General features: G+C 61.2%; 12 protein-coding genes. 9 read left to right on the top strand and 3 right to left on the bottom strand.

Going from position 1 to position 19,147, the window contains the following annotated elements; genetic code table 11:
- The first annotated feature begins 46 nt into the window (after positions 1–46).
- A complete protein-coding gene (gene pvdP / locus AC30D7_RS26975) occupies positions 47–1,675 on the top strand; it encodes a pyoverdine maturation tyrosinase PvdP (protein WP_490136105.1) in 1,629 nt (542 codons plus the stop codon).
- Between the two features lie 156 nt (positions 1,676–1,831).
- Here pvdP and AC30D7_RS26970 read toward each other — a convergent pair whose 3' ends face one another.
- Genes AC30D7_RS26970 through AC30D7_RS26960 form a run of 3 tightly spaced genes read right to left on the bottom strand, consistent with a single transcriptional unit; the run spans position 1,832 to position 6,380 of the window.
- Positions 1,832–3,226, bottom strand: coding sequence for an efflux transporter outer membrane subunit (locus AC30D7_RS26970; protein WP_490136104.1), 1,395 nt, complete (start codon positions 3,224–3,226; stop codon positions 1,832–1,834).
- A 7-nt stretch (positions 3,227–3,233) separates the two neighbouring features.
- Positions 3,234–5,207 carry a MacB family efflux pump subunit gene (locus AC30D7_RS26965; protein ID WP_490136103.1) on the bottom strand — a complete coding sequence of 658 codons (1,974 nt, stop codon included), beginning with the start codon at positions 5,205–5,207 and terminating at the stop codon, positions 3,234–3,236.
- Positions 5,208–6,380 carry an efflux RND transporter periplasmic adaptor subunit gene (locus AC30D7_RS26960; protein ID WP_490136102.1) on the bottom strand — a complete coding sequence of 391 codons (1,173 nt, stop codon included), beginning with the start codon at positions 6,378–6,380 and terminating at the stop codon, positions 5,208–5,210.
- A gap of 325 nt (positions 6,381–6,705) precedes the next feature.
- Between AC30D7_RS26960 and AC30D7_RS26955 the strand changes: the two genes are divergently transcribed.
- The 8 genes from AC30D7_RS26955 to AC30D7_RS26920 all read left to right on the top strand — a co-directional run bounded on the left by AC30D7_RS26955 (position 6,706) and on the right by AC30D7_RS26920 (position 19,139).
- Entirely contained in the window at positions 6,706–7,188 is a 483-nt protein-coding gene (locus AC30D7_RS26955) for a sigma-70 family RNA polymerase sigma factor (RefSeq protein WP_019579945.1), read from the top strand.
- 130 nt (positions 7,189–7,318) lie between these two features.
- On the top strand, positions 7,319–8,656 hold the full coding sequence (locus AC30D7_RS26950; RefSeq protein WP_490136101.1) for a lysine N(6)-hydroxylase/L-ornithine N(5)-oxygenase family protein: 1,338 nt from the start codon (positions 7,319–7,321) through the stop codon (positions 8,654–8,656).
- 438 nt (positions 8,657–9,094) lie between these two features.
- On the top strand, positions 9,095–11,812 hold the full coding sequence (gene mgtA, locus AC30D7_RS26945; protein ID WP_105344252.1) for a magnesium-translocating P-type ATPase: 2,718 nt from the start codon (positions 9,095–9,097) through the stop codon (positions 11,810–11,812).
- A 153-nt stretch (positions 11,813–11,965) separates the two neighbouring features.
- Entirely contained in the window at positions 11,966–13,153 is a 1,188-nt protein-coding gene (locus AC30D7_RS26940; protein WP_490136100.1) for an EAL domain-containing response regulator, read from the top strand.
- 162 nt (positions 13,154–13,315) lie between these two features.
- Entirely contained in the window at positions 13,316–13,942 is a 627-nt protein-coding gene (locus AC30D7_RS26935) for a response regulator (RefSeq protein WP_490136099.1), read from the top strand.
- A 6-nt stretch (positions 13,943–13,948) separates the two neighbouring features.
- On the top strand, positions 13,949–17,578 hold the full coding sequence (locus tag AC30D7_RS26930) for a transporter substrate-binding domain-containing protein (protein WP_490136098.1): 3,630 nt from the start codon (positions 13,949–13,951) through the stop codon (positions 17,576–17,578).
- 201 nt (positions 17,579–17,779) lie between these two features.
- The gene (locus tag AC30D7_RS26925) at positions 17,780–18,325 is read left to right on the top strand and encodes a fimbrial protein (protein ID WP_490136097.1); all 546 of its coding nucleotides are present in this window, start codon (positions 17,780–17,782) and stop codon (positions 18,323–18,325) included.
- Positions 18,326–18,398: 73 nt separating this feature from the next.
- Entirely contained in the window at positions 18,399–19,139 is a 741-nt protein-coding gene (locus AC30D7_RS26920) for a fimbria/pilus periplasmic chaperone (RefSeq protein WP_490136096.1), read from the top strand.
- Positions 19,140–19,147: the final 8 nt, after the last annotated feature.

Genomic DNA, 19,147 nt, shown 5'->3' with positions numbered 1-19,147 from the left:
TTCTAGCTTGGATAAAGCCTGCTTCATGGCTGACACAGGTAGGGCAATGACGATTTCTCGACGATGGTTCATGGCAGGCCTGGCGCTGACTGGCGCTGCCGTGCCTGCGGCTTATTATGGGCATCGCGAATGGACGAAGCCGGACCCGACGATCACCCCCGGCGAGGCGACGGTCGACCTCGCAGACACCGCGGGTCAGCAGTTGGCCAACTCGCTGCGCGGCATCTGGGATATCCGCTTCGAAGGTTCGCAAGCGGGCCTCGACGGTTTACCGCAGCACGGGCTGGAGCTGTTTCTCGACATCGCCCAGCGCGGCCGCGGTTTGCGTGGCTGCCTCGATACCGCGCAGCAGTTGCGCGGTGAAGCCGAGCCGCGTTACCGGCTGATCGGCGACCTGGTATCGCCGGACGCCAGCCAGCTGTATTGGCGCCTGATCGATCGGCAATCGGCCAGCGGTGCACCGGCTTATGAGCTGGCGGTCACGCTCGATGAGGTCTGGGCCGATTTCGGCAATGCCGGCAGTGGCACGCTCAGCGGGCGGATTCTGCGTCTGGATCGCCCGCTCGGTTTGCCGGAACTGGACAATCGCTTTGTCGCGTGCAAACGGCTGTTTCCCGAAGCCCGTGAGCGTGTCGGTCTGAATCCGCCGTTGCTGGCGTGGCTGATATCCGCCGAACACCGCTTGTTCCACCAGCTCTGGCACGCCTCGCGGGACAAATGGCACAAACTCTCCAAAGACCAACAAGGTGCCTTGCGTGGCATCGGCTGGCAGCCGGGCCCGCGGGGTAACGAGCGCGATGCCCGGGGGCCGCGCAAAGACCGTAATGGCTCGGGGATCGACTTTTTCTTCATGCACCGGCACATGCTCGGCACGGCGCGTTCGATGCAGGACCTGCCGTCCTGGTCGAGCTTCCCGATGCCGCAACCGGAGCTCGAACGCGACCGTCAGGGCTTCGCCCGCTATTTCGACAATCTCGATGGCACGGCGCTGCCGCCCACCTGGCTGGCCGCCGAAGACACCGAGTACACCCAGTGGGTCAGCGACATCAAGACTGCCGAGACCTACCACAGCAATTTTCAGGTATGGGAGTCCCGTTGCCGCGACCCGCGTTATCTGTCGAAGCTGACCCTGGGGCAGTTCGGTTCGGAGGTGGAACTGGGGCTGCACGACTGGCTGCACATGCGCTGGGCCTCGGTGCCACGGGATCCCTCCAACGGTCAGCCGGTGCCTTTCGCCCGGGATCCGGCGGACTTTTCCGCGCGTTGGTATGCGCCGGAAAACGATTTTCTCGGTGACCCGTTTTCATCCCACGTGAACCCGGTGTTCTGGCACTTCCATGGCTGGATCGACGATCGCCTGGAAGACTGGTTCCGCGCCCACGAGCGTTTCCATCCGGGGGAACTCAGTCGGCTTGAGGTCAATGGCGTGCCCTGGTTCGCCCCTGGGCGCTGGGTTGAAGTCGATGATCCGTGGCTCGGCCCGAGCACCCACGGTTGCAGCACCACGCCGGGATTGCAGGTCGGCAAGTCGGTGGAAATGGACCCGGAAACCATGAAGCTGGCGTTGCGCATCACCTTTGGCACTGATGAAAAGAAACTGGCGGACTTGTTCCGGCGAGTGCCGCAACGGCCGTGGTATGCGCGGAATCTGAAGGTCAAACCGCTGAGGTCGTAAGCCAGGCACTTGTGGCGAGGGAGCTTGCTCCCGCTGGGCCGCGAAGCGGCCCTGAAACCTGCAATCACAACCGACTGCGCAGGTTTTGCGACTGCTGCGCAGTCGAACGGGAGCAAGCTCCCTCGCCACATAGTTTTTGGTGACAGATAACCTCGATCAAAGCACCTGCCACCCCCCACCCAACGCCTTGTACAACGCAATGCTCGCCTGCACCCTCGACAACCGCAGTTGCACATTCGCATCCTGCGCCGCGTACAGCGTGCGCTGTGTCTCCAGCACCGTCAGCCAATCCTCGGCGCCAGCCTGATAGCGGCTTTGCGCGATGTTGAACGCGGCCTGGGCCTGGTCCAGCTCTTCGCGTTGCCACTGCCGCTGCTCATCCAGGCCGCGAATGCTGTTGAGGGCTTTTTCGACATCGGCAAAAGCATTGATGATCGCGCCTCGGTAGGCTTCCAGCAGTTCTTGTTGGCGGGCCGTGGCCTTGTCGCGCTCGGCGCCGAGGCGGCCGTTATTGAAGATCGGTGCGACCAGCCCGGCGGTGAGGTTGTAGAACGGGCTGCGCAGAATATCGCTGGCCGTGTTGGCGCCCGAGCCGATGTCGGCGCTGAGGGTCACGGCGGGCAACATGGCCGCGCGTGCGACCGTGACGTTGGCCTGGGCGGCGGCCAATTGCGCTTCGGCGCGGGCGATGTCCGGGCGGCGGCTGAGCAGTTCGCTGGGCAACCCGGCATCGATGGCAGGCCATTGCAGTTGATCGAAGGATTCGTGGCTGGGCGGCAGTTGCTGAACCGGCCGGCCGAGCAGGGCGGCGAGGCTGATCCGGGCGTCCTCGGCTTGCTGGCGAATCAGCGGCAGTTGCCGTTGTTGCGCCGCCACCAGGCTTTTCTGTTGCGCCAGTTCCAGTGCGGTGGCCGAGCCTGAGTCGAAACGGGTCTGCACCAGTTTCAAAACGTTCTGTGCATTGGCCAGGTTCAGCTCGGCAATGCGACTTTGTTCATCCAGCGACAAGGCTTGCGCGTAGCTGTTGGCCACCCCGCTGAGCAAGGTCAATTCAACCGTGGCCTGATCGAACTCGCTGGCGCGCAGCCCGAATTGCGCATTGTCCCGGGACGCGCGTTTGCCGCCCCAGAAGTCGATTTCGTAACTGGCGCTGAGGTTGGCGTCAAAGTAGTCCACGGCCTTGTTGCTGCTGTCGGCATCGAGTTGGCTATAGCCGTTGCCGCGCAGCAATTTCTGGCGGTTGGCGTTCATGCCGGCCTTGACCTCCGGCAGCTGCGAGCCGCCGGCAATCACCGTGTCGGCCCGGGCCTGATGCACCCGAGCGATGGCGGCGGCCAGGTCATAACCGCCGACGCGGGCCTGTTCGATCAGGCGATCAAGCTGCGGGCTGCCGAACTGCGTCCACCATTGTCGACTCGTCCGGGAGGCACTTTCATCGTGTGGCGATTGCCAGGCCGGCGGTGGTTGAATGCCGCTGTCCGGGCGCGGAGACGGGTGGCTGCATGCGCCGAGTACCAGGCAAAGGGTCAACAGGCTCAGTTGCGGTTTCATAGATCGATCATTCACTGGTAAGGGCCGTGACCGGGTCGAGCCGGGCAGCTTTGCGGGCCGGCATGAAGCCGAAGACAACGCCGGTGATCAGTGCGCAGGCGAAGGCGCCGATGACCGCCGCCAGGGAGAAGGCCACCGCCACTTTGCTGAGCACTAATACGCCACCGACGATCAGCGCCAGGGCGATGCCGGCAATCCCGCCGACCACCGAGAGCATCAGCGCTTCGGTGAGGAACTGGCGCAAAATGTCGCGCTGACGGGCGCCGGTGGCCATGCGGATACCGATCTCCCGGGTCCGTTCGCGCACGGTCATGAGCATGATGTTCATCACGCCGATGCCGCCCACCAGCAGCGAGATCGCCGCAATCGAACCGAGCATCAGCGACAGCGTATTTTGCGTGCGCGCCTCGGCCTGAATCATCGCGGCGTTGTTGGTCAGTTCGAAATCGTGTTTGCCGTCGTGCAGGCGCAGCATCAACTGCTCGATGGCCTTTTCGGTCTCTTTGACCTTGCGCGCATCGGCCGCGGCAATGGCCACGTATTCGGGGTTGTGGGTACCGAACAATCGGACACTGGCGGCCGAGTAGGGCACGGCAATCCGGTTGTCGCTGTCGGAGTCGCCGGAGCTGGCGCCTTTTTCTGCGAGCACACCGACGACCTGAAAGGGCACGTTTTCGATCAAGATATATTGGCCGATGGGGTTGGCGACATCCTTGAGCAACTTGCTGCGCACCTTGTGGCCTATCACCGCGACCGCTGCGGCGTTGCGCTCATCGGCCTCGGTGAAGTAACTGCCCTCGACCACCGGCCAGTTGAAGATCGCCGGAAAGTTGGTGTCATTGCCGCCGACGTAGCTCAGGTGATCGAGATTGCCGAAGCGCACCCCGGCTTCGGCGCCGTTGACCGGCATGATCCGCATGACTTGCGGCAGGCTGGCCAGCGACGCGACGTCATCCAGGGTCACGATGCCGGGCGGCGTGCGTGGATTGGGAGCGGAGCCGCTGAGGTAAATGATGTTCGAGCCGAACGCGCCCATCTGCGCCATGACCTGACGCTTGCTGCCTTCGCCGACCGCCAGCATCACCACCACCGAGGCGACGCCGATGATGATCCCCAACAGCGTCAGGGCGGTGCGGAAGCGGTTGATCCACATCACCCGCCAGGCTGCGTGTACGGCATCCACCAATTCGCCTTTCCAGGCACCGGTGGCCTCGCTGCCTTCGCTCAGCCGCTTGCGCAAATCCACCGCTTGCAGTGCACCGGGATTGGCCGAGGCCTGCACGGCGGGGTTGTCGCGGGCGCTGTCGCTGATGATCAGGCCGTCACGGATTTCGATCACGCGTTTGGCCCGGGCCGCCACGTCGCGGTCGTGGGTGATGAGGATCACCACGTGGCCCTGGCTCGCCAGTTCGTCGAGCAGCGCCATGACCTCGGCGCCGCTGTGGCTGTCGAGGGCGCCGGTGGGTTCGTCGGCGAGGATGATGTGGCCGCCATTCATTAATGCGCGAGCGATGGACACCCGTTGCTGCTGGCCGCCGGAGAGCTGGTGCGGACGGTTGCCGGTGCGCTCGGCCAAGCCCAGACGGTCGAGCAGGGCGGCGGCGCGGGCGTGGCGTTCGGCCGCTGGGGTGCCGGCGTAGATCGCCGGCATCTCGACGTTTTCCTGGGCCGAACCGGACGGAATCAGGTGGTAACCCTGAAACACGAAACCGAATGCCTCGCGACGCAGCCAGGCCAGTTCATCGCTGTCGAGTGCCGCGACATTTTCGCCGGCGAACAGATACTCGCCGGACGTTGGTCGGTCGAGGCAGCCGAGGATGTTCATCAGCGTCGATTTGCCGGAGCCGGAAGCGCCGACGATCGCTACGAACTCCCCGGCGTGGATCGACAGGTCGATGCCGCGCAACACATGAACTTCAGGCGCGTCGCCGCCACCGTAGGATTTACAAATGTCCTGCAGGTCGATCAGAGGCGTTTGCATTCAACCTCCGCTGCCGTCGGCGGGGCCGATCAACAGGTGATCGCCTTCGGCCAGTCCGTCGAGGATCTGCACCCTCAAGCGATCGCTGATGCCGGTGCGCACAGACCGTTGTTCGATCTCACCGTTTTGAGCGACCACTCGAGCCGTTTGACTGTCGGCCTGCGGGCCGCCCTGCAACGCCGCGACCGGCGCGGTAAGGACGTTTTTTGCCTGATTGGAAACGAAGAACACTTGGGCGGTCATTTCCGCCATCAGCGCGTTGTCGGCGTTGTCGACATCCAGCAGCACCGTGTACAGCACCACGCGGGCCGTCCCGCTTTTACTGGAACTGGCCGGACTGCCGCCGCCCTGGCTGGTCTGATCCAGCGGTTTGGGTGGTATCGGCAAAATCTGCCGCACCGTGCTGCTCCAGCGCCGGTTGCCGCCGCTGAGCGTGGTGAACCAGGCGGTCATGCCGGGTTTGACGTGGCCGATGTCAGCCTCCGAGACCTCGGCCCAGACCGTCATCGGCGACAGTTTGGCGATGCGCAGGATCAGCGGCGTTTGTTGCTGGGCGTTGAGGGTCTGGCCTTCGCGGGCATCGAGGGCCACGACCGTTCCGCTCATCGGCGCGTAAATGCGCGTGTAGCCGAGTTCGGCCTGATCGCTGCGCAGGTTGGCCTGGGCCTGGCGGATCTGCGCCTCGAACATGTCGATGCGCGCCTGGGTGGTGCGCAGTTCGGCTTGGGCCGTTTGCACGTCTTCGTCCCGTGTCGCGCCGCCGGCGGCGAGGTTCTGTTGACGCTGATATTTCTGCCGGGCCAGGTCGTGCTGTGCCCGCTGCTCCTGCAGCTGCGCCTTGAGGTTGTCGATGGAAAAACGCCCGGCGTCGAGTTTGGCCTGTTGGGTGGAGGGATCGATTTCCACCAGCAACTGGCCTTCCTTGACCACGTCACCGACCTCCACATGGATCTTGTGGATCTGCCCGGAGGCCTGGGCGCCGACATCGACATACCGCCTCGGTTGCAGGGTTCCCAATGCCGTGACGCTGCTTTCAATGTCGCCGCGCGCGACCTGGACCGTGGCGAACCGGTCACGACCCGCAGGCAAAACCTGCCAGGCCGCGATGGCGATAACGGGGATCAGACAAAGGGCTACAAGCAGGGCGCGTCGGGTGTGACGGGGACGTTTCATGCAGGGTTCCGGCCAAAAGGATTCGGCCCGTCATTCAACTTGCGCGCAAAACCTGGCGACAGCTGAACGCTGTCGGTGGGCCGACAGACACGGGGAGCTGTCCTGTAAACGAGGGAAGGGGCGGGGAATTTAAGCGTTGAGGCTTTGAGTGACAGACAGGTATAGAACAGCACTATTTGGCAGGCAAATGGAAACAGCACTTTAAATCTATATGAGAATTACTATAAATTACACACTCGAAATCGCCATCATCGTGCTACTGCCTACCTGGCGGTCGCGGATCTGGCTCAAGGATAGAAACCGCACCCCCATGCGGCCGGGAGTCATGTTGGAAAACTACTATCGCGAGCTGGTGTGTTTCCTGAACGCCAAGCTAGGCAACCGCCAGGTGGCCGAAGATGTGGTGCATGACGCGTATCTGCGGGTACTGGAGCGTTCCAGCGACACGCCGATCGAGCAACCCCGGGCATTCCTTTATCGCACCGCGCTCAACCTGGTGATCGACGACCACCGACGCAATGCCTTGCGTCAGGTCGAGTCCCTGGACGTGCTCGACAGCGAAGAGCGCTACTTTATCCCTTCGCCTCACAACAGCCTCGATCACGGTCAGCGCCTGGACATGCTCCAGCGCGCGCTGGCGGAGTTGCCACGGCTGTGTCGCGAGAGCTTTCTGTTGCGCAAGATCGAAGGCCTTTCACACCCGCAAATCGCCGAGCACCTGGGGATTTCCAAGGCGCTGGTGGAAAAGCACATCGTCAACGCCATGAAGCATTGCCGGGTGCGCATGCGCCAGTGGGACGTCGCTTGAATCGGCCACGTTAAATTTTTTTTCATTGTCCTCGTTCCTATTCAACAGACGATCTGCTGGCGCGAGAGGCCGGTCAGGTCACCCAGGCTTTATCCCCGCCGCTGCGGGGTTTATCCAGAGGACACTGGAAATGACACAGGCAATTGCATCGCCCATCGTTCACGACCTGATCGGCGTCGGTTTCGGCCCTTCGAACCTGGCCCTGGCCATCGCCCTGCAAGAGCGCGGGCCGAGCCAGGGCGAGCTGGATGTGCTGTTTCTCGACAAGCAGGCGGACTACCGCTGGCACGGCAACACCCTGGTCACCCAGAGCGAACTGCAGATCTCCTTCCTCAAGGACCTGGTGACGCTGCGCAACCCGACCAGCCCGTATTCCTTCGTCAACTACCTCAAGCACCACGGTCGTCTGGTGGACTTCATCAACCTCGGCACCTTCTATCCGTGTCGCATGGAGTACAACGACTACCTGCGTTGGGTCGCCGGGCAATTTACCGGGCAGAGCCGCTACGGCGAGGAAGTGCTGACCATCGAGCCGGTGCTGCATAACCAGCAGGTCGAGGCTTTGCGGGTAATCTCGCGTGATACTCAGGGTTTGCAGCATGTGCGCACCACCCGTTCGGTGGTGGTCAGCGCCGGCGGTACACCGCGCATTCCCGAAGCGTTCAAGGAATTGAAGGATGACGGTCGGGTGTTCCACCATTCCCAGTATCTGGAGCGCATGGCTACACAACCGTGTGTGAACAACCAACCGATGAGCATCGCAATCATCGGCGGTGGGCAGAGCGCGGCGGAAGCCTTCATCGACCTCAACGACAGCTTCCCGTCGGTGCAGGTGGACATGATCCTGCGCGGCTCAGCCCTCAAACCGGCCGATGACAGCCCCTTCGTCAACGAGGTGTTTTCGCCGGAATTCACCGACCTGGTGTTCCAGCAGGCCAGCAGTGAACGCGAGCGTCTGGTCAACGAGTACCACAACACCAACTATTCGGTGGTGGACATCGACCTGATCGAGCGCATCTACGGGATCTTCTACCGGCAGAAAGTCTCGGGCATTGCGCGGCATGCGTTCCGTACCCTGACCACCGTCGAAAAAGCCACCGCCGCCGAACGCGGTATTGAACTGACTGTGCGCAATAATGCCACCGGAGAAGTCTCGGTTCGTCGTTACGACGCGGTGGTGCTGGCCACCGGTTACGAGCGTCAGATGCACCGCAAACTGTTGGCGCCGCTGGAGCAATACCTGGGTGATTTCGAGGTCGATCGCAATTACAAGCTGATCACCGACGAGCGTTGCAAGGCCGGCATCTACATGCAGGGCTTCTGCCAGGCCAGCCACGGCTTGAGCGACACCTTGTTGTCGATCCTGCCGATCCGCGCCGATGAAATTGCCGGCTCGTTGTATGACCATGACAAAAGTCGTGGGCATGGCCGGTCGGTGAGGGACGTGTTGTTGGCCACTGCCAGCTGAGATTTTGTGGCGAGGGGGCTTGTCGGAACGCCGCACCGCCCCCTCGCCACAGGTTTGCGATCAACCTGAACCCTTCCTGAAGAACCCCGAGATTCCCCCTGCAACACCCCTGCGCAGCGTTTACTCTCTAGATATCGCGGCGTAAGCTTCACGCGTTTTCATCAATTAGCGGAGACCCACAGTGGGTACTTGTTCGAGTGACAGTTGTCGGCCGGTCTCGGTAACCGGCATTTTCCCGGCAAGATAACGCGCAGCCTTTTGTGCCGTTGTCTCGCCGTAAAGCGAGCAGCGGCATCCCGATCGTGGCCGGTTTTGGCCCGACTCCCGACGTCCTCTCATCGACGCTGAACAGCGTGTGATGTTCGACCCCGTGTCGTCATCGCAGCGCCTCGACACGCCTGCTCGACGGTTTCCCGGCTGACCCTGGGGGGCACTGCCATGAACCTGACCTGGCTGAAAGAATTCTTCGCCGGATTCCTGCGTAACCGTCACATCGCCCGGCACTTCCGTCGACTGGCGCTGCTGGAAAGCTTCACCGACACCACGGTCAGCCGTGAAGTCCCGCCGACGCTCGCGCAAACCCTGGTCGCCGCTGCCAACAGCGACACCGGCCAATTGCTGGATAACCTCGGCAGCCACCCTGACGGCCTGACTGAACCCGAGGCCGATGCGCTGCGCGAACAATACGGCCTCAATGAAGTCGAGCACGAGCAACCGCTGCCGTGGTGGACCCACCTGTGGCACTGCTACAAAAATCCGTTCAACCTGCTGCTGACTTTGCTGGCGGTGATCTCCTGGCTGACCGAAGACATGAAAGCCGCCATCGTGATTTTCTCGATGGTGGTGCTCTCGACCTTGCTGCGTTTCTGGCAGGAAACCAAGTCCAACCAGGCCGCCGACGCGCTCAAGGCGATGGTTAGCAACACCGCCACGGTGATGCGTCGGGAGGTGGCGAACAACGGTGCGCAACGCCTTGAATTGCCGATCAAGCAACTGGTGCCGGGTGACCTGATCGTGCTCTCGGCCGGTGACATGATTCCTGCCGATTGCCGAGTGCTCAACGCCAAGGACCTGTTCGTCAGCCAGGCCGCGATGACCGGTGAATCGATGCCGGTGGAAAAATTTCCCCGTCAGCAGGACAACCACACCCACAACCCGCTGGACCTCGACAACATCCTGTTCATGGGCACCAACGTGGTGTCCGGCACGGCGATGGCGCTGATTCTCACCACGGGCAACAACACCTATTTCGGCGCGCTGGCGCAGCGGGTCGGTGCTACCGATCGTGCGCCGACTTCGTTTCAGACCGGGGTCAACAAAGTCAGTTGGTTGCTGATCCGCTTCATGTTTGTCATGGCGCCGCTGGTGTTGTTCATCAACGGCTTCACCAAGGGTGACTGGACCGAAGCGTTGCTGTTCGCGCTGTCGATCGCCGTGGGCCTGACCCCGGAAATGTTGCCGATGATTGTTACCTCGACCCTGGCAAAGGGCGCGGTGTTCCTGTCGCGCAAAAAAGTCATCGTCAAACGCCTCGACGCGATCCAGAACTTCGGCGCCATGGACGTGCTCTGCACCGACAAGACTGGCACGCTGACCCAGGACAAAATCTTCCTCGCGCGCAACGTCGATGTCTGGGGTAACGATTCCGATGACGTGCTGGAAATGGCCTACCTCAACAGCTACTACCAGACCGGCTTGAAAAACCTGCTGGACGTGGCCGTGCTGGAGCACGTGGAAATCCACCGTGAGCTGAAAGTCGGCACGGCGTTTCGCAAGGTCGACGAGATTCCGTTCGACTTCACCCGTCGGCGCATGTCGGTGGTGGTGGCCGAGCGTGATCAGCCGCATCTGCTGATTTGCAAAGGCGCGGTGGAAGAAGTGCTGGCGGTGTGCACCCGGGTGCGCCATGGCGATGCCGACGAGGCGCTGAGCGATGAATTGCTGGCGCGGATTCGCCAGGTCACCGCTACCTTCAATGCCGAAGGCCTGCGGGTGGTGGCGGTCGCGGCGCGGCCGATGATCGAGGGGCGCGACACTTACAGCCTGGCCGATGAACAGGCGCTGACGCTGATCGGTTATGTGGCTTTCCTCGATCCACCGAAAGAAAGCACCGCGCCGGCGCTCAAGGCTCTGGCCGCGCACGGTGTGGCGGTGAAAGTGCTGACCGGCGACAACGAACTGGTGACCGCGAAAATCTGCCGTGAAGTCGGGCTGGAGCAGCAAGGCCTGCTGATGGGCAACGACATCGAACGCATGAGCGACGCCGAGCTGGCGGTGGCGGTGGAGACCACCAACGTCTTCGCCAAACTCACGCCGTCGCACAAGGAACGCATCGTCCGCCTGCTCAAGGGCAACGGTCACGTGGTCGGTTTCATGGGCGACGGCATCAACGATGCGCCAGCCCTGCGCACTGCCGACATCGGCATTTCAGTGGACAGCGCGGTGGACATTGCAAAGGAAGCGGCAGACATCATCCTTCTGGAAAAGAGTCTGATGGTGCTGGAGGAGGGCGTGCTGGAAGGGCGGCGTACCTTCGCCAACATGCTCAAGTACATCAAAATGACTGCCAGCTCGAACTTCGGCAATGTGTTTTCGGTGCTGGTGGCCAGTGCGTTCATTCCGTTTCTGCCCATGCTGCCGATGCACCTGCTGGTGCAGAACCTGCTCTACGACATTTCGCAGATCGCCATCCCGTTCGATAACGTCGATGAAGACATGCTGAAACAACCCCAACGCTGGCAGCCAGCGGACGTCGGACGCTTCATGCTGTTTTTCGGCCCGATCAGTTCGATCTTCGACATCAGCACCTTTGCGTTGATGTGGTACGTGTTCGATGCCAACACCCCGGACCACCAGACCCTGTTCCAGTCCGGCTGGTTCGTGGTCGGGCTGCTGACCCAGACGCTGATCGTGCACATGATCCGTACGCCGAAGGTTCCGTTCCTGCAAAGCCGCGCCGCCATGCCGCTGTTGGTGATGACCGGCGTCATCATGGCCGTGGGGATTTTCCTGCCGATGGGGCCGCTGGCGCATTACTTCAAACTGCAGGCGCTGCCGTCGCTGTATTTTGTGTTCCTGCCGGTGATTCTGCTGGCGTACATGGCACTGACCCAGGCGGTGAAAGGTTTCTATATCCGTAGGTTTGGCTGGCAGTAAACCGGCTTCGGCAGTTCCTGCAGAGGAGCTGCCGAAGGTTACGATCTTATATTTGGGAAATTTCCTACAGGTCAGGAGGACGAATCTGTCCTGTTGATTCATCTCCAGTCGCCACTATGCCGATCTTCAGGTCTGCGAAGTGATGAATGGAAGATGACCTCCCCACGTATTCTGGTACTGGAAAATCATGGGTTTGCACGCAGCGTGACGGTCAAGCTGCTGCAGCGCCTGGGTGTGCGTGATGTGGTGCAAGCCAGTGACGGCGAGCAGGCACTGGTGCAAATGCATTTGTCCGGCGGGGTCGATATCGTCCTGTGCGACCTTGCCGACAAAGGCCTCGATTGCCTGGAGTTCCTGAGCTACGCCAGTCAGGCCGGCATGGTGCGCGCGGTTGTGTTGTGCAGTGAGCTACGGCCGGAACTGCAACGCACACTGGGACAAATGGGTTCGCTGTCGGGGTTGCAGCTACTCGGCGTCATCAAGCAACCGATTCAGTTGCGGGCTTTGCACCGGGTGCTTCACCGTTACCGGGTACCTCACCCGGTGATGGAAACGCAGGCATTGCCCAGCGAGTTGCCCAGCGAAGAGGAAGTCCGTCGCGGGTTGGCGCTGGGGGAATTTCGTGCCTGGTTTCAACCAAAATTTGTCATGACCACGGGTACCATCGCCGGTGCCGAAGCGCTGGTGCGTTGGGAGCATCCGGCCAAAGGGGTATTGCTGCCAGGGGAGTTTCTCGCGGCAGTGCTGGCCTACGATCTGATCGATCAGATGTTCAAACAGCTTCTGGAACAGGGTTTGAGCCTGCTCGGAATCGTGCGTCGCCAGGGGTTGTCCCTGGAACTGTCATTCAACCTGCACGCCTCGCAACTGGCAGACAGCGATCTGATCGGGCATATCCGCCAGGCACTACAGCGTCATGCATTCCAGGGTTCCAGCTTGCAGTTCGAACTGACCGAAAACGGCCTGCTGGAGGTATCGCCGGCCACCCAGGAAAACCTGTTGCGGCTACGCATGCTGGGTTGCGGCCTGTCGATCGATGATTTCGGCGTCGGCTTTTCATCGCTGAAGCTGCTGTGTCAGTTGCCGTTCAATCAACTCAAGCTCGATGGCGAGTTTGTCCAGCGTCTGCACGAACCGGGCTGTCGTGCCATGGTTGCCAGCACCCTGGCATTGGCGCGCTCGCTGGAAATGCAACTGGTGATCGAGGGCGTCAGCAGCCAGCATATTCGTGATGCGCTGGTCGCCCTGGGCTGCGAGATCGGCCAGGGATTTCACCTGGCCCGGCCCATGACCGGACATGGTTTGCTGCAATGGCTGGCGGCGCCGGGTGATGAAAAATGATGCAACGCGCAAACCTGGCAGAAAAGCCCGAGAAAGTTCCTACACTGCACTCGCGCTGGTGTATTTTTGTGCCACGCGTCGAACGGTCAGTTCTTCCATTGTTGTCTTCGCCATGGACGATCTCGTCACTGGTCAATACCGGTGTGTCTTACAGGGGGTCATATGTTTAAAGCGTTGGTTGTAGACGATCATCCGTTCATTCGTTCGTCGGTCAAGATGCTGCTCAAACAGGAGCACTTCGAGGTGGTCGCCGAGGCCGACAACGGCGCCGACGCGGTGCAGCTGGCCCGAGAACACTCGCCTGACCTGATCATTCTCGATATCGCCATGCCCAAGCTCGATGGACTCGAAGTGATCAGCCGTATCAGTGCGCTGAACCTCAAAAGCAGGATTCTGGTGCTGACTTCGCAGTCGGCGCTGTTTTATTCGATGCGCTGCATGAAAGCCGGAGCCGCCGGTTTCATCTCCAAAACCAACGATCTCGACGAACTGGTCAAGGCGATCAAGGCCGTCATGGACGGCTATAACTTCTTTCCCAATCTGGCCACCAGTTCCGTGCGGCGCAGTGACGTCGAGGCCACGGATCTGGAGCTGATCCAGAAACTGTCCGACCGCGAACTGACCATTTTGCAGCAGTTGTCCAATGGGTTGAGCAACAAGGAAATTGGCGATGCCATGCTGTTGAGCAACAAGACGATCAGCACCTACAAAACCCGGCTGATCGAAAAGCTCAACGTGAAATCGGTGGTGTACCTGGCCGATTTTGCCAAGCGCAATAACCTGATCTGAATGAGCATGTCCTTTCGGAAATGGCTGCTCGCGTTCTCGCTGCTCGGCACCTTGAACACTGCGCTGGCGGCTGCCGTGCCGGTGGAAACCTTGCAGGTACTCGGCCGTTCGACGGTTGACGGCTACAGTGTTCCCCTGGATGAGCAGGACTGGCGTTGGCTGCGCAGCAAAGGCACTTTGCGCCTGGGCGCCTCGGCCCCTGATTACACACCGTTCAGCATCACCGGTAACGGCAATGATTACGAGGGATTGACGGCTGACTATGCGCAATTGCTTGGCCAATTGCTGCACGTGCGCGTCGAGGTGCAGCGCTACGCTTCGCGAGCCGATGTGCTGCAAGCGCTCAAGCTCGGCGAAGTGGATCTGCTGGGAACATCCAACGGCTTTGAAGCGGCGGACCCTGAACTGGTGATGTCCCGACCCTACGCCGATGACCTGCCCACCCTGGTCACCCGGGTAGGCGACAGTCAGAACCTGTCACCGGATCTGGCCGATAAGCAAGTGGCGATGCTCTATCACTACATGCCGCCCGAAGCGGTCAAGGCGTTCTACCCCAAGGCCCACGTGCAGCTCTATCCCTCGACACTCAGCGCAATCGGCGCCGTGGCGTTCGGCAGCGCCGATGTGTACCTGGGGGATTCCATCAGCGCCAACTACCTGATCAACAAGAACTACCTGAACAACGTGCAGCTGGCGGATTTCTCGCGGATGGAAGTGAAGAACTTCGCCTTCGCCCTGGCGCGTGACAATCAGACTCTGCTGCGGATCGTCAATGCTGCGCTGGCGGCGATTCCGGTGGGGGAGCGCATGACCATTCTGCGTCGCTGGAGCGCCGGCGGGACCAGCATGCCGGGGCAGCAGATGCTGCATTTCAGCATTAATGAGCAGCGCTGGATCGACAAGCATCCGCGGCTGCGGGTGGCGATCGATGACAGTTTTCTACCGCTGTCATTTTACAGTCAGGACGGCGAGTTCCGCGGAATCAGCGCCGACGTGCTGGCCAAGGTGGCGTTGCGCACCGGCCTGAAATTCGACGTGCAGCGCGCTCACTCGGTGCCGGAGCTGATCGAACAGATTCGCAGCGGGCAGACAGACCTGCTGATCACCCTGACGCCAAGCGCCGAGCGTGAAGGGACGCTGCGCTTCACTCGGCCTTACCTGAGCACACCTTTTGTATTGGTCAGCCGTATCGGCGCTGACAGTCCTGCCACCCTCGATGACATGGCGGGCAAACGGCTGGCAGTGATTCGTGGCAACCCGGTGCGCGATCTGTTGATCGAGGACTATCCGCGAGTGGCGCTGGTGGATGCCGACAATGCTCAACAGGCGATGGCGCTGGTGGCAAACGGTCAGGCCGACGCGGCGGTCAATTCGCTGATTACTGCGCGCTACATGATTTCGCGCCAGTACCGCGACCGCTTGCGCGTCACCAGCACCGTCGGCACCCAGTCGGCGCGGGTGGCCTTTGCGACCGCACGGGGTTCGCTGGAGTTGTACTCGATTCTCGACAAGGCGCTGCTGAGCATCGCGCCGGAAGAAATGGATGAGGTGACCAACCGTTGGCGCAGTGAAGTGGTGGTCGATGACAGTTATTGGCTGCGCCATCGTACCGCGATCATTCAGGGATTTGCCCTGGCGGCGATATTACTGCTGGTGGCGCTGGGCTGGATCGCCTATTTGCGATTGTTGATGCGCAAGCGTCGGCAAGCGGAAATCGCCCTCAATGATCAACTGGAATTCATGCGGGTATTGATCGACGGTACGCCGCACCCGATTTATGTGCGTGATCGCGAGGGGCGCCTGCTGATCTGCAACGCCGGTTACTTGCAGGTGTTTGGCGTCGAGCGAGAAGCGGTGATCGGCAAGACTGTGGTCGAAGGTGTGCTGAATAACCTCGATGAGGCGACGACCTACCACGACGATTACCTGCAAGTGATGCGCGAAGGCCTGCCGCGAGTGCAGGATCGCAGCCTGACCATGGCCGACAAAGTGCTGACTATTTATCACTGGATGCTGCCGTATCGCGGTAGTGACGGTGAAGTCAGCGGCATGATTGGAGGCTGGATCGACGTCAGCGAGCGCCAGCGTTTGCTCGAAGAACTGCGCGAGGCCAAGGAGGGCGCCGACGATGCCAACCGGGCCAAGACCACTTTCCTGGCGACCATGAGTCACGAAATCCGCACGCCTATGAATGCGGTGATCGGCATGCTCGAACTGGCCATGAAAAAGGCCGATCAAGGGGTCATGGACCGGTTTGCCATCGAAGTCGCTTCCGGTGCCGCCCGGGGCCTGCTTGACCTGATCGGCGATATCCTCGACATCGCCCGGATCGAATCCGGACGCCTGTCACTGGCGCCGGAGCGGGCCAATCTGCGTGAGTTGGTGGAATCGGTGGCTCGGATCTTCGAAGGCCTGGCGCGGCAGAAGCAGTTGCGTCTGGTGCTGGAGCTGGACGCCACGGTCAATCGCGATGTGCTGATCGATCCGTTGCGGTTCAAGCAGGTGGTGTCGAACCTGATGAGCAACGCGATCAAGTTCACCAACCAAGGCCAGGTGCGTCTGGTAGTGAATGCGCAGCCGACCGTGGACGATGAGCGCCTGGATATATGCCTGCGGGTCGAGGACACCGGCAGGGGGATCTCCAACGAAGATCAGCAGCGCCTGTTCAGTCCGTTTGCCCAGGCCAGCAACAACGACCAGTCGGCCCGCAGCGGGTCCGGTCTGGGCCTGGTCATCAGCCGCACCCTGTGTGAAATGATGGGCGGCCGCTTGAGCATGAGCAGTGTACTGGGGCAGGGGACGCGGATCGACGTGCAGCTGTCGTTGCCGACCCTGCAACCGTTGGCCGAACCTGCACCAGTGGAGGTCGCCCTCACAATCCCCGGTCGCGCCCTGAACATTCTGGTGATCGACGATTACCCTGCCAATCGCCTGTTGCTGTCGCAGCAGTTGAGTTACCTGGGCCACCGGGTCAAGGACGCCGAAGACGGTGCCCATGGCTTGCGTGCCTGGCGCAGTCAGCCGTTCGACGTGGTGATCACCGATTGCAACATGCCGATCATGAATGGCTATGAACTGGCCCGGGCCATTCGCGAAGAGGAAACGGCGCGCGGCTTGGCGCCGGGGCTGATTCTCGGTTTCACCGCTAATGCCCAACCCGAGGAAGCACAGCGCTGTCGACTCGCGGGCATGGACGATTGCCTGTTCAAGCCTATCAGCCTCAAGGATCTGAACACGCGCCTGGCCTCGGTGACGCCGAATGGGATAGACGTTGCAAGTGCGCAGGAGCACGAGACCCTGAGCGATGACATTGACCTCACCAGCCTTGAGCAATTGACCCGTGGTGACAGCGCGTCGATCAAGAGTCTGCTGGGCGATCTGGCCAGCAGCAACGATGAAGACATGGCGCGCCTGATGCGCCTGTTTACCCAACATGATTTGCCGGGGCTGGCGGATCTGGCGCATCGGGTCAAGGGCGGCGCGCGGATCATCAGGGCCGGTGTATTGATCCAGGCGTGCGAAACGTTGGAGGCAGCCTGCAACGGGCTGGACTCGGCGGTGTTGACCGAAGCGGTCGATGCATTGCAACAGGCGATGGAGCGGTTGGCCGAGCGGTTGGAGGGCTCTCTCGGCTGATCCGGGCGTTTTTCACAGTAGCGAGTTGTGGGAAACGTCCTACAAGTTGCAGGGATTGCGCCTACAGGACGCACACCTTCAAAAGACGATGATCACTTCGTCGCCCAGGCAGATGGCTTGTATCCACCACGACGCTTCCGCGTCTGGCAACCCATCCAGGCTTTCGCGACAGGTTCGAAATCTTACTTTTGGAGTTGTCCCATGAATCGCAAAGCCCTTGCCATCGCTGTACTGGTTTCCGCTACCGGCGCTCAGTTCGCCAACGCTGCCGACGGCACCATCAATTTCAACGGTGAACTGGTCAACCAGACCTGCACCATCGCTGTAGACGGCGTGGTGACCCCGGCCGTTGCAACAGTGACCCTGCCGACCATCTCTACCGGCTTGCTGACGACAGCCGGCCAGGCCGAAGGCCGCACCGGTTTCAACATCCAGCTGAGCAGCTGTGTCGGTACCGCCACCACCGCGGCGGCCTTCTTCAACTCGGGTTCGACCGTTGACCCGGTCAGCGGCAACCTGAACAACATGACGGGCACGGCCACCAACGTGCAGCTGCAATTGGTCGACGCGCAAGGTGGCGCGGTTATCCAGGCGGGTAACACCAACCAGAAGACCAACACCACCCGCAACACCATCGACGCCACCGGCGCGGCCAACATGCCGTATGCCGTCCAGTACTTCGCCACCGGTACCACCACTCCAGGAACCGTGGTCAGCTCCGTGACTTACAACGTCGACTACCAGTAAACCAGGGCCACGACGGCGCGCTCCTGTCCAGGCGGGCAGGGGGCGCGTCAGCGTGCGGTGGATGAGGTGCGTTATGTCTTGTGTCAAAACAGTTCGTCGCAGTGTGATGCTGATGCTCGCGACGTTGGTCTGCACCCAGGCCATGGCCGGTGTGGTGATCACCGGGACGCGTCTGGTGTACCCGGCGAGTCAGAAAGAAATCACCGTCAAATTGAACAACAACGGCACGCGGCCGGCCCTGGTGCAATCCTGGGTCGACAGTGGCGATGTGAAGTCCAGCCCCACCAGCTCGAAAGCACCGTTCGTGCTGTCGCCGCCGGTGTCGCGCATCGATCCGGGCAAAGGCCAGAGCCTGCGCCTGATGTTCACCGGCGCAAACTTGCCGGCCAATAAGGAGTCAGTGTTCTGGCTCAATGTGCTGGAGATTCCACCCAAGGCCGAAGGCCCGGCGGACATGAACGTACTGCAGATGGCGTTCCGTTCGCGGATCAAGATTTTCTACCGCCCCGACGGCTTGCCCGGCAACCCGAACGAGGCGCCGCAGCAGGTGCAATGGAAGGTGATTGCGGCGGACGGCGGCTTAGCACTGCAAGCGTTCAACCCGACAGCGTTTCATGTGTCCCAGGTCGAATTGGCGCTGGTTGCGGGCAATCAACGTCATGAGAGTGAAAACGGCATGGTCGGCCCCGGTGAAACCAAAGTCTTTGCTGTACCGACGCTCAAGTCGATGCCCGGTGCAACGGCTCAGGTCGAGTTCAATGCGATCAACGACTACGGCGCTTTGATGCCAACCAAACAACCGCTCAAGCCTTGATTCCTTCG

This window comes from Pseudomonas sp. DF5 (assembly GCF_058148225.1).
Note: the sequence above shows the minus strand (reverse complement) of the source record. Positions and strands in the feature narration are given on the sequence as shown.

Excerpts from the sequence above, each read along its gene's own strand:
- pvdP (WP_490136105.1), top strand. The coding sequence starts at position 47 with ATGACGATTTCTCGACGATGGTTCATGGCAGGCCTGGCGCTGACTGGC.
- AC30D7_RS26970 (WP_490136104.1), bottom strand. The coding sequence starts at position 3,226 with ATGAAACCGCAACTGAGCCTGTTGACCCTTTGCCTGGTACTCGGCGCA.
- AC30D7_RS26965 (WP_490136103.1), bottom strand. The coding sequence starts at position 5,207 with ATGCAAACGCCTCTGATCGACCTGCAGGACATTTGTAAATCCTACGGT.
- AC30D7_RS26960 (WP_490136102.1), bottom strand. The coding sequence starts at position 6,380 with ATGAAACGTCCCCGTCACACCCGACGCGCCCTGCTTGTAGCCCTTTGT.
- AC30D7_RS26955 (WP_019579945.1), top strand. The coding sequence starts at position 6,706 with ATGTTGGAAAACTACTATCGCGAGCTGGTGTGTTTCCTGAACGCCAAG.
- AC30D7_RS26950 (WP_490136101.1), top strand. The coding sequence starts at position 7,319 with ATGACACAGGCAATTGCATCGCCCATCGTTCACGACCTGATCGGCGTC.
- mgtA (WP_105344252.1), top strand. The coding sequence starts at position 9,095 with ATGAACCTGACCTGGCTGAAAGAATTCTTCGCCGGATTCCTGCGTAAC.
- AC30D7_RS26940 (WP_490136100.1), top strand. The coding sequence starts at position 11,966 with ATGACCTCCCCACGTATTCTGGTACTGGAAAATCATGGGTTTGCACGC.
- AC30D7_RS26935 (WP_490136099.1), top strand. The coding sequence starts at position 13,316 with ATGTTTAAAGCGTTGGTTGTAGACGATCATCCGTTCATTCGTTCGTCG.
- AC30D7_RS26930 (WP_490136098.1), top strand. The coding sequence starts at position 13,949 with ATGTCCTTTCGGAAATGGCTGCTCGCGTTCTCGCTGCTCGGCACCTTG.
- AC30D7_RS26925 (WP_490136097.1), top strand. The coding sequence starts at position 17,780 with ATGAATCGCAAAGCCCTTGCCATCGCTGTACTGGTTTCCGCTACCGGC.
- AC30D7_RS26920 (WP_490136096.1), top strand. The coding sequence starts at position 18,399 with ATGTCTTGTGTCAAAACAGTTCGTCGCAGTGTGATGCTGATGCTCGCG.